The organism is Candidatus Rhodoblastus alkanivorans (genome assembly GCF_022760755.1).
GTDB classification, from domain to species: Bacteria; Pseudomonadota; Alphaproteobacteria; order Rhizobiales; family Beijerinckiaceae; genus Rhodoblastus; species Rhodoblastus alkanivorans.
The window spans coordinates 2,093,622-2,106,312 of record NZ_JAIVFP010000001.1 but is presented as its reverse complement, the minus strand read 5'-3'; the positions used below and the strand labels follow the sequence as shown (position 1 = coordinate 2,106,312).

At 62.9% G+C, this 12,691-nt stretch carries 15 protein-coding genes and 1 pseudogene; 4 read left to right on the top strand and 12 right to left on the bottom strand.

What is annotated here, in order from left to right; genetic code table 11:
- Window positions 1-123: 123 nt before the first annotated feature.
- From K2U94_RS09845 to K2U94_RS09805, 9 genes and pseudogenes are all read right to left on the bottom strand, one after another.
- A complete protein-coding gene (locus K2U94_RS09845) occupies window positions 124-492 on the bottom strand; it encodes a cytochrome b5 domain-containing protein (protein WP_243067041.1) in 369 nt (122 codons plus the stop codon).
- Window positions 492-1,745, bottom strand: coding sequence for a ferric reductase-like transmembrane domain-containing protein (locus K2U94_RS09840; protein ID WP_243067040.1), 1,254 nt, complete (start codon window positions 1,743-1,745; stop codon window positions 492-494). The genes K2U94_RS09845 and K2U94_RS09840 overlap by 1 nt, the downstream gene beginning before the upstream one ends.
- Before the next feature lie 17 nt (window positions 1,746-1,762).
- Window positions 1,763-2,077 carry a hypothetical protein gene (locus K2U94_RS09835; protein ID WP_243067039.1) on the bottom strand — a complete coding sequence of 105 codons (315 nt, stop codon included), beginning with the start codon at window positions 2,075-2,077 and terminating at the stop codon, window positions 1,763-1,765.
- Window positions 2,025-2,285, bottom strand: coding sequence for a universal stress protein (locus K2U94_RS09830; RefSeq protein ID WP_272884910.1), 261 nt, complete (start codon window positions 2,283-2,285; stop codon window positions 2,025-2,027). Before K2U94_RS09830 ends, K2U94_RS09835 begins: the two co-directional genes overlap by 53 nt.
- Window positions 2,286-2,291: 6 nt before the next feature.
- Window positions 2,292-2,444 (bottom strand): annotated as a pseudogene (locus K2U94_RS09825) (IS3 family transposase); the annotation flags it as partial.
- Window positions 2,445-2,452: 8 nt separating this feature from the next.
- On the bottom strand, window positions 2,453-3,085 hold the full coding sequence (locus K2U94_RS09820; RefSeq protein ID WP_243067038.1) for a transglutaminase-like cysteine peptidase: 633 nt from the start codon (window positions 3,083-3,085) through the stop codon (window positions 2,453-2,455).
- Between the two features lie 179 nt (window positions 3,086-3,264).
- On the bottom strand, window positions 3,265-3,603 hold the full coding sequence (locus tag K2U94_RS09815) for a cupin domain-containing protein (RefSeq protein WP_243067037.1): 339 nt from the start codon (window positions 3,601-3,603) through the stop codon (window positions 3,265-3,267).
- A 7-nt stretch (window positions 3,604-3,610) separates the two neighbouring features.
- Entirely contained in the window at window positions 3,611-4,870 is a 1,260-nt protein-coding gene (locus K2U94_RS09810; protein WP_243067036.1) for an NRAMP family divalent metal transporter, read from the bottom strand.
- Window positions 4,871-4,905: 35 nt separating this feature from the next.
- Entirely contained in the window at window positions 4,906-5,697 is a 792-nt protein-coding gene (locus tag K2U94_RS09805) for a TOBE domain-containing protein (RefSeq protein WP_243067035.1), read from the bottom strand.
- 722 nt (window positions 5,698-6,419) lie between these two features.
- Between K2U94_RS09805 and K2U94_RS09800 the strand changes: the two genes are divergently transcribed.
- From K2U94_RS09800 to K2U94_RS09790, 3 genes are all read left to right on the top strand, one after another.
- Window positions 6,420-6,587 carry a Flp family type IVb pilin gene (locus K2U94_RS09800; RefSeq protein ID WP_243067034.1) on the top strand — a complete coding sequence of 56 codons (168 nt, stop codon included), beginning with the start codon at window positions 6,420-6,422 and terminating at the stop codon, window positions 6,585-6,587.
- Window positions 6,588-7,361: 774 nt separating this feature from the next.
- Window positions 7,362-7,697 carry a YbjQ family protein gene (locus K2U94_RS09795; protein ID WP_243067033.1) on the top strand — a complete coding sequence of 112 codons (336 nt, stop codon included), beginning with the start codon at window positions 7,362-7,364 and terminating at the stop codon, window positions 7,695-7,697.
- The gene (locus K2U94_RS09790) at window positions 7,694-7,909 is read left to right on the top strand and encodes a hypothetical protein (protein ID WP_243067032.1); all 216 of its coding nucleotides are present in this window, start codon (window positions 7,694-7,696) and stop codon (window positions 7,907-7,909) included. Before K2U94_RS09795 ends, K2U94_RS09790 begins: the two co-directional genes overlap by 4 nt.
- Before the next feature lie 81 nt (window positions 7,910-7,990).
- On the opposite strand, the gene rpsD is transcribed toward K2U94_RS09790, so the two are convergent.
- Window positions 7,991-8,608 (bottom strand): 30S ribosomal protein S4, encoded by a 618-nt coding sequence (rpsD, locus tag K2U94_RS09785; protein ID WP_243067031.1) that lies wholly within the window; start codon window positions 8,606-8,608, stop codon window positions 7,991-7,993.
- 425 nt (window positions 8,609-9,033) lie between these two features.
- On the opposite strand from rpsD, the gene murI reads away from it, so the two are divergent.
- Entirely contained in the window at window positions 9,034-9,858 is an 825-nt protein-coding gene (gene murI, locus K2U94_RS09780; RefSeq protein WP_243067030.1) for a glutamate racemase, read from the top strand.
- Window positions 9,859-9,869: 11 nt separating this feature from the next.
- Here murI and K2U94_RS09775 read toward each other — a convergent pair whose 3' ends face one another.
- Complete coding sequence (locus K2U94_RS09775) at window positions 9,870-10,346, bottom strand: hypothetical protein (protein ID WP_243067029.1); 477 nt, start codon at window positions 10,344-10,346, stop codon at window positions 9,870-9,872.
- A gap of 85 nt (window positions 10,347-10,431) precedes the next feature.
- On the bottom strand, window positions 10,432-12,678 hold the full coding sequence (gene parC, locus K2U94_RS09770; protein WP_243067028.1) for a DNA topoisomerase IV subunit A: 2,247 nt from the start codon (window positions 12,676-12,678) through the stop codon (window positions 10,432-10,434).
- Between the last annotated feature and the right edge of the window lie 13 nt (window positions 12,679-12,691).

The window sequence follows — 12,691 nt, the reverse complement described above, 5'->3', positions numbered from 1 at the left end:
CGGCTACCGAATCGTCGCCGCACTTTGCGATTGTAACGCCTGATATTCGTGGCGCGTATTTTGGGCTGATTTGTGGCTCTGGCCACGCTCCCTTCGGCGCGATGCGCGAATGGGCGAGGCGCGCTATGGCGCTGTCGGCTTCAGATCGCCGATGAAATAACGTTCCAGCAGCCGATCGGCCGCCTCGGAATGACGGCGGCCCTTGGTCTTGGTGTCGTAAGCCTTCGACGCTTCCTTGCCGCACCAGCCTTCGATCACTTCAGGCCGCGACGGATGGTCGGGCAGATAGGGCGTCACGTCATAGACTTTTCCGTGAATGGCCATCCAGCAATTGCCTGGGGACGCATGAGTGGCGACTTCTGTGAGAGAAAAGCTCTTCCTGGCGGACGCATCGGTTTCCGCCAGCGTCTTTGGCGCGAAAATTCCAGCCAGCCATAACCCACCGACGAGAATCCAGAATGTGGCCGTCGAAACCATATAAATCTTGCGCATCAAAGTGGTCCGAAGTTTTCGAAATGCATCCGGCGATTGGCTATTCCGCGCCGGCGAAGGAAACGCGTGAAGGCTTCTATCATTGGCGGCGGACCGCAAAGCCAGAATTCTCCCCTCGCGACATCGTCGCCGGCGGGAAAAACGCTCCCGGGTTCGACAGGATTGTCGCCGGTCGCGACGAGCCGCAACGTCAGTTTTGGCAGGCTCGCGGCAATGGCGCGCAGATCATTGACAAAAAGCGCGTCGCCTTCCGAAGGAAAAAGGTAGATCAGAATGGTCGGCCTGTCCAACCGGCCGGCGCGGAGCAAAGCCAGGAAAGGCGTGATTCCCATGCCGCCGGCGATCCAGAACTGAGGGGTCGAAGCGGGATCGTCGAGAAAATCGCCGAATGCTCCCTGGACGCGCGCCGGAACGCCGGGCTCGATGGATTGTATATTGCGCGTGCAGTCGCCAAGCGCTTTCACCGCTATGCGGAAGCCCGAAACGCCGTCGGTTGAGCTCACGGTAAAGGGGTGGAATTCGTTGCAGCCCTTGAAACGCCGGCCGGATTGAAAGGCGACGAGGGCGAATTGCCCTGGCTGCGCCGCGATCGACTCGCCGAGAGGCGCAAGACTGACTTCGACCACATTGGCTGAGACGCGGGCGACCGAGCGGACGACATAGGGAAGCGCGCCGAGGCCCCAATCTTCACGAACGAGGCGGCAAGCGAGCAAAACGAGGCTCACGAGCAGGATCGGCAGGACCGGCTCGTCAATGCCCAATAAAATCAGGTGGATCAAACCGACTGGGACGGCAAGTCCGAGCGCCGCATGGATCGGACGGCGAATGCGGTAGGCGAGACGACCGGAAACGGTCGCGCCGAGGCCGGCCATCAGCACCAGCAGCGAAAGCCATCCGGTCCAAACCGGCCAGCTTTCGCTGAAGGGCGAGAGAAGCTCCCATGCTTCTCGCGGCGCCTTTGGCAGAGAGGCGCCGGCGAGGAGCAGCGGATGGGCCAGCAGCGCGACATAGGCCGCCATGCCAAGGCGGTGATGCCACCGATACATAGTTTCCAGGCCGCCCAGCACGGCGGCCAGGCGCGCCTCGCGCAGAACCAGAAAGAGGCTGACGAGAAGCATGCCGCAACCCGTCCATCCCAGGACGATGCCGATCTGTCGAGCCAGCGCTCCGCCTTCGGGATAAGCCCAAAAAACGAGGCCTGCCACAAAGGAAAGGCTCAGGATGGGAACCGACAATTTAGCCAGGTTTCGCATGAAGTCCGCCAGCGCGATCAATTGCGAGGATCGGGCGACGGACGCAAATGCGCGCATGCGTCTCGTCCGCGTTCGGGCAGTTTCAGTCCCAGCTGCGCGGCTCTCTCCTGCATCAGCCGGTGATGCGCGAGCTGATAGGCGTGGCAGTCCTCGTAATTGGTGAAGCCCCTAATCTTCGCCTGATGCGCGATCCGTTCCTCCGGCGACATGAGCATCCAGCCGCGCGTGTTTTCCTGGTTTGCGCGCCAGGGTCCGGCGGCCAGCGCCACGCCGTTCGCCTCAAGAAGAAACAAAGAAGCGGCCAGTGCTGCTGTGGTTGCTCGCAATTTCACTGTCCTCCCTGCTCCCGCGCAGCAAATCTTGTGCGGTCGTCGTCAATAGGACCGGGACCGTCGCGTCCGCGAGCACCTTTTCCGTTACGCCGCCAAGCGCCAGCGTCACGAAACCGCAGCGGCCATGCGAGCCCATAACGATCAGATCGCAAGCTTGCGCTGCGGCGATGGCGAGGATTGGCCCACCGCCCGTTTCATGGACAGTCAGTTAAGCTCATTTCACCTTCCATTCGAACTCAACCGGGCTGAGATAGCCGATGGTCGAGCGCCGCCGGACAGTGTTGTATATACGCTCCATGTAATCGAATACGTCCGCCGTGGCCTCGTCAAGCGTCCGAAAGACTCGTCTGGCGATGGGCTCGGTTTTTTCGATTTTCACCGATAGTTGATCCGCGCCACCCCGGCGCGCGACACCACCGGCGCGGCGCCGGCGAAGGACACCCAGACATTGGGGTCCTCCTGCGACTGGCGCTTGAGGAAGCGATAGCCCGTCGCGGTCCAGGGGCGGATTTTATTGGTCAGATTGTCGAGAATGAAATCGCCGTGATCGGTCTTCACGGTGAGGATGGCGTGGCCCTCGCCTTCGTGGTCGCGGACGATGGTCATGAGCAGCGCCTGACGGGGAAAGCCGCGGTCGATCAGAAGCTTGCGCTTATAGAGCGCATAGATCTTGCAATCGCCCTTGCCGTCGGTCGGATAATCCCAATGATCGAGCATTGTGCCCCAATGATCGTAATTTGAGACCGGCTCGATCGCCGCGTTGACTTGGGCGTTGATATGGTTGAGCGCGCGCCAGGTCGCGGCGTCGAGCTTCACGTCGCGGGAGGGCAGAACCGGCTGGGAACATTCCTGCGGCTGGCGCTGGCAGAAGTCGATCCAGCCATAGGGGATCGAGGTTTCGCCGCCGACGACGGCGAAGCTGCTGGTCGGCAGGCCGCCGCTCGCCTCCGCCGCCCCGCCGGCGAAAACGAGCGCGGCCGAAAGGAAGAACGCTGCAATTCTCGACATGGCCCGCATCCCGCTGCGACGGAGCCGAACCATCCGTCTTGTCGGGATCGAGCATCGGGCGCGGCGGGTTGCGGGCCGCGAAAAGGAAAGCCGCGCATTTTAATCAAATACCGCCCGGCGCGCGCTGATTTTGGTCATGTTTTACAATGCGTAAGGCGATTGCACTGTTTTTCGCGCGATCAGGCAGGGATTCGTTCACCATGCACCGCCAGCCAGATGGTCGGCTGCCCAGCCTCGGTCCATTCGACACGATGGCGAACGTGGGCGGGAATTTCCAGAAAATCACCGGGCCGCAAAGCGCGCGGCGCGTCCTCGCCCTCGATCAGCAGGCCGGCCCCGCCCGAAAGCACGACCACCCATTCGGTCCAGGCCTGATCGTACCAGAAGCCGGGCGGACTCGCCTGCCCCAGCGACACAATCCGTTCGACCCGCGCGCCGGGAAAGGCGGCGAGAATCTGGGTCGCCTCGCCCTCGCTCGCGTCGGGAAGATCGGCGAAGAAATTGCCGGCCTTGGGCATGGCGGCCTCAGGACACGGCGGCGGCTGCGCCGATCACGCCGATCACCGCCACGCTGGCCGCGAGAAAGATCATGACCGCGAGCCGCAACCCGCGCAGGCGCAACGGCGGCGCCAGCGCCTTGGCCGCCAGAGCGATCAGCAACCCGACGATCAGCGGAAACAGCAGGGCATTGCCGACCTGGGTCGCGATATTGAGCCAGACCAGATCGTGCGAAAAGCCCACCAGCGCCGCCGCAGCGCCGACGCTCACGACATAAAGCGCCATGTAGCGACGCGAGTCGAAAAGGCCGGCGCCCTCGGCGCCTGCATCGATTCTCCTGGCTGAAAACACTTCGGCGACGCCCCAGGACAAGGCGAGCGAGGCGACGATCGCCGCCGCGAAAGACGCCCCCAGCACCCCGAGACTATAGACCAGCATCCCGCTGTCGCGCCCGAGCGCGGCGGTCAGCGCCTCCCCGACCTGCCCGATGCTGTCGAGGCTGTGGCCCTTGTCCCCGGTGTAAAGCGCCGCCGCCGCCGCGATCAAAACGGCGCCCGTCAAGGCCTGGGTGAGGACCGCGCCTGCGGCGGTATCGGCGCGCACGACGGAGAATTCCTCCGGATCGATCTTGCGCCGCGCCGTCGCGGCCTGCTGGTAAAACACCATCCAGGGATTGAAGACCGAACCGACGATGGCGGCGGCGAGGAACAGAAAGCTTCGGTCGGTGAGCGGCGCGTGAAAGAAATCGCGGACCACGGCCAACGGATGGGGGCGCGCCTTCCAGGCGACGACCAGAAAGGCGAATTCGAACAGGCCGACGCTGAGAGCGGCCTGCTCCACCTTGCGGTAGGACCCGGTCGCGGCGACCGCAAGCAAAGCAAAGGCCGTCGCCGGGAGCGAGATGTCGCGCGAGACGCCATAAAGCTCGCCGACGCCGGCGACGCCGGTGAATTCCGTGACCAGGGTGCCGAAGGCCGCGAGCGCAAGGCCGGCGAGCGCCAGCAGAGCCGCGGTCTTGCCAAAGCGCGCGCGGATCATTTCGCCGAAGCCCGCGCGCCCGAACAGGCCGAGACGCGCCGCCAGTTCCTGCACCAGATAGAGCGCCGGGATCAGCGCGAAGATCAGCGGCAGCAGGCGAAAGTTCCACTGCGCTCCGGCCTGGGCGGCGGTCACGACATTGCCGGCGTCGGTGTCGGCGAGCATCACCAGCAGGCCAGGTCCCCAGGCCGCGAGATGATGAAGAAAGGAATGCCCCCTCGCGGCGGCGCCGCCCGCTTGTGAATCCATCCGGAGCTTTCGCTTGTATTGCAGATTTCCGCGCGTCAGTTGACGGCCAATATCACCTGGCTCGGATCGAAAGTCGCTGCGGCCTTTGCGCCCACCTCCAGGCCGAGGTCTTCCGCCGTCTGACGCGGCACAACGGCGTGTAACGTCTTGCCGTGGCCAATGTCCAGCCGAATTTCGGTGTTGCGCTCGGCGTCGGTGCGGTCGGTGACTTCGCCGATGAAGGCGTTGCGGTCGTCCCGCGGCGCGTTCTGCGGCGCATAGAGCCGAATGAAGGAGGATTTTACCAGCGCCAGCGCTTTCTTGCCTACCGCGAGTTCGAGGTCGTCGGCGGCCTCATTGGTGACGATCGCCAGGAATTTCTGGCCTTCGGCGAATTTCAGGGTGATCTCGACGTCCACCGGCCAGCGTTTGACATGGCTGACCTCGGTCTGGAAAACGTTGCGCGCCGAGATACGGGCGCCAAGCGTCCAAAGGAAGGCCTCCTCCTGTCCTTCAAGCCCTTCTTCGGCGATCAGATTGGAAATGCGCGAGAGCTTCTCTTCGAGCCTGTGAAAGGTCGCGATGAGCCGGCGGCCCTCCTCGGTGACCTCCGCGCCGCCGCCTGAGCGCCCACCAGGCCTGGTAAGGAAGGCCGGCGTCGGCAGGAGGTTATTGACCGCATTGACCGAATCCCACGCGGTCTTGTAGCTGAAGCCGGTCGCCTTCGCCGCCTTGGCGATGCTGCCGAGTTCCGCCACCTTTTCGAGCAGCTTGACGCGCTCATGGCCGACCAGAAAACGCCCTTCGCTGTGCAACGCGAGAAGAGCGTTGATTTTGTTGCCTGTCATGTCCGACCCGCCAGAACCGCGCGACGCGCGGAAATTATACTTGCCACAAGACCATTTTAGACTTAGTCTTACGGCAATATGAAACCTCAATAAACTACGATGCGCCGCCAGTTTCCCCGATTGGCGTCACGAACGTCCATACTAATCGCCGCGCGCCGAGGCGTCAGCCCCGTGCGTGGAAATTCAGGCCTCGTCCCGCCCAAGGCGGCGGGTCATCGTCTTGTCCGGGCCGCGGTCCCCATCTCCCGCGTTTCGGACTGGCGGCTCCGGCGCCGCTCTGCCCTCTCCGGCGCCGGAGCCGCCGCTTTTGCTGGCCTTGCCGGAGGCGGCGCCATCTGTCCATCCGCCCAGCAGATTCTAATGGCCGTTAACCCGCGCAACGCGTTCGTCACAAGGGTGTGGCGACGCTAGGTTTAGTTACACGCCAAAAAAGGCCGCTCAAACGCATTGTGCGCCCTCGCCGTTAAGGTTCTTCACAGCTTTCGACGCCAATTTGTTCTGGTCGGACGGCCCAAGACGGGCGCCGCCGACCGAAAAGGACGCCCGACGATGAATGCGCGAATCGAGTTCGAAGTTTGCGCAGGAAATCGAACGGCGGCCCGAGAGGAAAAGGCGCAACCCTGAGCAGGCGACGCCGCATTAATCAACCTGTGGTTATTTTCGGCCACATTCGTAAACGTTTCGCAACCCGGTGTCACCCACCCAAACAAGGACTCGCAGCGATGCGAAAACTGATTCTGGAATTCCTTGGCGCTAAATCGGGGGCGACGTCCATCGAATACGCTTTCATCGCGTCCCTGATCGCCGTGGCCTGCGTTGCCGCCATGGGCATTGTCGGAACGAGTTTGACGACCAAATTCACCTCGGTGGCGAACGACCTGGCCAACTGACGCCGCGACGTCATGCCGCGCAAGGCGCGCGAAACCGCGAGGAACAGAGGCGGACGACGCCGCTGTGTCGCCATTTTCGCGGCAAAGTTCGCGGAGGATCGATGACGCAATCGTGAAATAATCTATTGACGCTGGAAAAAAAGGCGCCAAACTCAACGTGTTGCAGCCTTGATCGAAAGACGTGCGTAGCCGCTTTAAGATCAAGGAGATCGTCGACGGGCTACGAACCCGTTTGGCGGGCAACAACCCGATCGAATCCAGCCATAACGTGACAAGACTTAAAATGCCTTGATCCCTTAGGCTGTTCGACCATTCGGTATCGCATGCAGGCCGCCGATACGGGCATGGCTCGCAATCCGGGCGCGCTTGCGATGAGAATTGGAAAACGGGGAAAGATGACTCCACCTCAGCGCGCCTCTTCCGGCAATTCCCGCCTCGGCACGGCGTTTTGACGTCACTGCAGGGCGGAAGTGTTCGGAATTGGCTTTTTTGACGGGAGACGCCAATCATCGCAACATTTCGAATTTCATAGCGGCACAGGCCGCCTCAGCTTCTGATAGTCATCGGAATTCGCTTCGAGCGAATAAAAGGCCCCGTACGCAGCATGCGACGGGGCCGTTCTCGTGCAGCCCCGCAAGAATGGCCGCCGACGGACGCCCGCCACTGCGCCGAAACTTTTTCTCCATAAAAGCCTGTACGACGTCCCGCGGACAAATCCTTTGCGCTGGCGCCACAAACCGCCGGCCTCTATGATCGCATGCCGGGGGAAAAATCATGCAGCCCAATATGGTCACGACCGGCCTCGAACTGCCTGGCTACCGTGCGACCCGCAATATCGGCGTCGTGCGCGGCATTGTCGTGCGCTCGCGCTCGCTCGTCGGCAATGTCGCCGGCGTTCTGCAGACCCTGTTCGGCGGCAATATCACCGTTTATACCAATCTGTGCGAGCGCACCCGCACCCAATCCTACGAGATGATGTGCGATCACGCCGAGGCCAACGGCGCCAACGCCATCGTGATGATGCGCTATGACGCCAATGAAATCATGAACGGCGTCACCGAAGTCATCTGTTACGGGACCGCCGTGGTCGTGGAAGAGGCGCGTTCATGAGCTGGACGTTGGCGGCAGGCTTTGGGCTGTTCCTCGCCGGCGCCGCGGTCGTGCTGGCACAGCTCTGGCTCCAGCCATGGCCCCCTGAAACCTTCGCCAAAATCATGATCACCGACGGCGTCCTTCTCGCCGTGGTCGTCGTCTGGCACATGATCCAGCGCGAAAGGTGCGACACCGCTCAATTGCGCGAACGCAAGCGGCTCGACCCGTAACGCCCAACGAAAAAGCCGCCCCAAAAGGAGCGGCCTTCGCATGTTTGACGGATAAGTCGCGACCGCTCGAGCGGGCGGACGTCACCGCGAATAGAATTCGATGACCAGATTCGGCTCCATCTGGACCGGATAAGGCACTTCGCTCGGCAGCGGAATGCGGGTCAGCTTGGCGGTCATCTTGGAATGATCGACCTCGTAATATTCCGGCACGTCGCGCTCGGCCAGGCCGACCGATTCGAGCACCAGCACCAGCTGGCGAGAGGCTTCCTTGACCTCGACCACGTCGCCCGGCTTGACGAGATAGGACGGGATGTTGACGCGGCGGCCATTGACCTTGACATGGCCGTGGTTGACGAACTGGCGCGCGGCGAACACGGTCGGCACGAATTTGGCGCGATAGACGACGGCATCGAGGCGGCGCTCCAAAAGGCCGATCATGTTGTCGCCCGAGTCGCCCTTCATGCGGATCGCCTCGGCGTAATATTTGCGGAACTGCTTTTCCGAAATATTGCCATAATAGCCCTTGAGCTTCTGCTTGGCCTTGAGCTGGGTGCCGAAGTCGGACAGCTTGCCCTTGCGGCGCTGGCCGTGCTGGCCCGGACCATATTCGCGGCGGTTGACCGGGCTCTTCGGGCGACCCCAGATATTCTGGCCCATACGGCGGTCGATTTTATATTTTGCTTCGGAACGCTTGGTCATTTCTGTCCTCAATGAAGCAGCATGAGGACAGCCCGCCGCCGCGAAAACGGCGCGAAAAGCGTCCCCCCGCCGCGCGGGTGGAACACGCCCTCCTCTACCTGCTATTGCAGATCGACAGACAGCTCACTTTGAAAGGAGCAGTCACGGGTGCGAAAAACTTTCGCGCCTGTCAGGCAAGCGCGAATGAAGGGCATCCGTACAATCGCCGGGAGCAAGCGTCAAGCCCCCCGACGCTGCTGTCTGACATGAACGTCGGCGGCGCCCATCCGGCGGACGTAAATCCGAGATCTGACTTTCAGGCTAAGACTGGAATCCGCCCAAAGCCGGAATTCGAATGGCGACATGAGGAATGCGCAGTTTGCGCTTAACCCTTTGTTCAGCTTAAAAGCGTGTTCTCGCTCTGGAAACTCCTGCTTTCGCCCTTAATGAATCGCGCGCCAAGAATCCTCGTCTTCGATTCCGGCCTCGGCGGGCTCACCGTATTCCGGGCGCTCGCCGCGCAGCGGCCGGACGCGGATTATGTCTATGCCGCCGACGACCTCGGTTTTCCCTATGGCTTGAAGAGCGAGGAGGACGTCAAGGCGCTGGTCCTGAGCGCCGTCGAGAGGCTGATCGCGGATCATGCGCCCGATTGCGTGGTCATCGCATGCAACACCGCTTCGACCCTTGTTCTGCCGCTTCTGCGCGCGCGCTGGCCGGAGATTCCCTTTGTGGGGACGGTGCCGGCGATCAAGCCGGCGGCGGAACTGTCGCAGTCACGGTTGATTTCGGTCCTCGCCACGCCCGGCACCGTGGCGCGCGACTATACCCGCGACCTGATCGAGAAATTCGCCAGCGCTTGCGAGGTGGCCCTGGTCGGCTCGACACATCTCGCGGAACTCGCCGAGGCCTATATGCAGGGGGAGAGCGTCGCCGACGACGCGATTGCGCGCGAAATCGCCCCCTGTTTCGCGAGCCATGACGGGCGTCGCACCGACGCCGTCGTGCTCGCCTGCACCCATTATCCGCTGTTGCAGGATTTCTTCACCCGCCTTGCACCCTGGCCCGTCCGCTGGATCGACCCGGCCCCGGCGATCGCGCGCCGCGCCGACCAGGTGCTGTCGGACCGCTTCCCCGCGCACGCCGTGCGCGACGCCGGTTTCACTTTCGTCTTCACCAGCGGCGCGGCCCCCGCGCCGCGTCTGCTCAAGACCATCGACATTTTGCGCCAAAAGATCGCGCGCGAACCCCGCGCCCGCGCCTCGGGCTGAACATCAAGGCTTTACTTCGCCGCGGCGTAATCACATTGCGCGCCGCCGCCCCCGCGGCCGACGACTTCGGCAGGGGCGATCCTGCAATCGACCGCGCCGATCGCTTCGTAAATCGAGCCGGCGGCGCCGTCGCCGGGGACGCCGTTTTCGACCAGCGTCGCGTAGATTTCATGCGCGGCCCGGCCTTTGAGCGCGACTTTCCTGCCCGCAAAAGTCAGATCGCAGGAATGGAAGGTGATGTCGACATTGCTGATACGACAGGTCACCGCATCGGCCTTGACGGAAACGGTCTTGCCTTTCGGCGCTTTCGCCTCCGCCTCGCCGTTCAGATATTTCAGCAGCAGGCGTTTCTCGGCTTTGCTCAGATGCGGCGAATGCTGGCCGAGCAAAGCAGCGAAAGACAGCGCGCCATTGCCGCTCATGGTTCCGGCTGTCGCCGGCTGTCCCGCGAACAGCAAAGCGGCGGAGACAAAAATGGCCTTCGTCATGACCCATCTCCCGTCGGTTGCGGCTGAAACCGCGCCGCCTCGCAAGCCTGGCCGCGAATGGCGCCCGCGCCCAGACGCGCCACGTTCAATTAAACTTGTTCGCCTTGGGAAAGCCCTTCGGCGGCAGACGACCGGCGTCGGCGCGATGGCCGAGCCATTCGATCAGGGCGTCAGCCGCGACATTGAAGACGCGGCCGGCCGGATCGGTCCAGCTCAGGCCCTCGGCGAGCGTAAAAGTCTTGATGTCGGAAAGGCCGCCGTCCTTGTAGCGTTGCAGGCGCACGCCCTTGCCGCGGGTCATTTCCGGCAGTTCGGACAGTGGGAAGCAGAGCAGCTTTCGGTTTTCGCCGATGACCGCGACATGGTCGCCCTCGGCCGGGACGACGAAACGCGACTTGGCTGACGCGTCCACGCCCAGAAACATCTTGCCCTTGCGGGTGTTGCCGATCATGTCGTCCTGCGCAGCCAGAAAACCGCGCCCGTCGGTCGTCGCGACGATCGTCTTGGCGCCCGGCGCATAGACGAAGACCGCGGCGACGTCCTCGTTGTCATCAATGTCGGCGAGCAGGCGGATCGGCTCGCCCGCCCCGCGCCCGCCCGGCAGTTTCGACGCCTCCAGCGTAAAAATCTTGCCGTCGGTGGAGAGGACAAGAATCTTCGAGGTCGTCTCGGCGAAAAAGGACAGGCGCAGCGAATCGTCGCCCTTGAACTGCAGGCTGGAGAGGTCCGCGACCTGGCCTTTCAGCGCCCGGATCCAGCCTTTCTGGCTGACGACGACGGTAATCGGTTCGCGCTCGACCAGAACGTCGGCAAGGTCGAAATTTTCCGCGCGCTCGGTCAGCGTCTCGAAAGTGGTGCGGCGCTTGCCGATCGCCGTCATCGCCCCCCACTTCTTCTTGATCTCGCGAATCTGCGCCGTAATCGTCTTCCATTGCCGCTGCTCGCCGCCGAGCAAATCCTCGATGTCGGCCTTTTCGGTCAGGAGGTCGGCGTGCTCGCGGCGCAACTCCATTTCCTCCAGCCGCCGCAGAGAGCGCAGGCGGGTGTCGAGGATGTAATTGGCCTGGTTGTCGGTCAGCGCGAAGGTCGTCTTCAGCAAGTCCTTGGGCTCGTCCTCCTCGCGGATGATGCGGATCACCTCGTCGAGATTGAGGAAGGCGACGATCATGCCGGCGAGGAGTTCGAGCCGGCGCTCGATCTCGGCCAGACGGAAGCGCGAGCGCCGGATCAGCACATTGCGGCGATGGTCGAGCCATTGCCGCAAAGCCTCGGGCAGCGACAGCACGCGCGGGACGACGCCATCGACCAGGACGTTCATGTTCATCGCGAAGCGGCTTTCCAGCTCGCTCATGCGGAACAGGCTTTCCATCATCACGCCCGCGTCCACATTCCGCGCGCGCGGCTCCAGCACGATTCGCACGTCCTCGGCCGATTCGTCGCGCACGTCGGCGAGCAGCGGCAGCTTCTTCTCGTTGACCAGCTCCGCCAGTTTCTCGATCAGCCTCGATTTCTGAACGCCATAGGGAATTTCGGTGACGACCGCATTCCACTGGCCTCGCGCGGATTCTTCCTTCACCCAGCGCGCGCGGATGCGGAACGAGCCGCGCCCGGTGCGATAGGTGTCGGCGATGGCTTCGCGGGAATCGACGATCACGCCGCCGGTCGGGAAATCCGGCCCCGGCACGAAAGTCATGAGCTGGTCGGCGTCGGCTTTGGGATTGGCGATGAGATAGAGCGCGGCGTCGCACAATTCCGAGACATTATGGGGCGGGATCGATGTCGCCATGCCCACCGCAATGCCCTGGGCGCCATTGGCGAGGAGATTGGGAAAGGCGGCCGGAAGGACCACCGGCTCCTTGAGATCGCCCGAATAATTCTCGCGGAAATCGACGGCGTCCTCGTCGATGCCTTCGAGCAGGGCGCGCGCAATGTCGGTCATGCGTGCTTCGGTGTAACGATAGGCCGCCGCGCCGTCGCCATCGATATTGCCGAAATTGCCCTGCCCGTCGACGAGCGGGAAGCGCGAGGAAAAGTCCTGCGCCAAACGCACCAGAGCGTCATAGATCGCCTGGTCGCCATGAGGGTGGAAGGAGCCCATCACGTCGCCGACGATTTTCGCGCATTTCTTGAACGGCGAGCCGGGGTCGAGCCGCAGGATATGCATACCGTAAAGAATCCGGCGGTGGACGGGCTTCAGCCCGTCGCGCGCGTCCGGCAGCGCCCGGCCCATGATGGTCGAGAGCGCATATTGGAGATAGCGCTCTTCCAGCGCATCGCGCAGATTGATCGGCTGGTTGTTCTCGCCGGGCGGCGGCAGATGCGGTCGGGCCATGGGTCCTGCCATA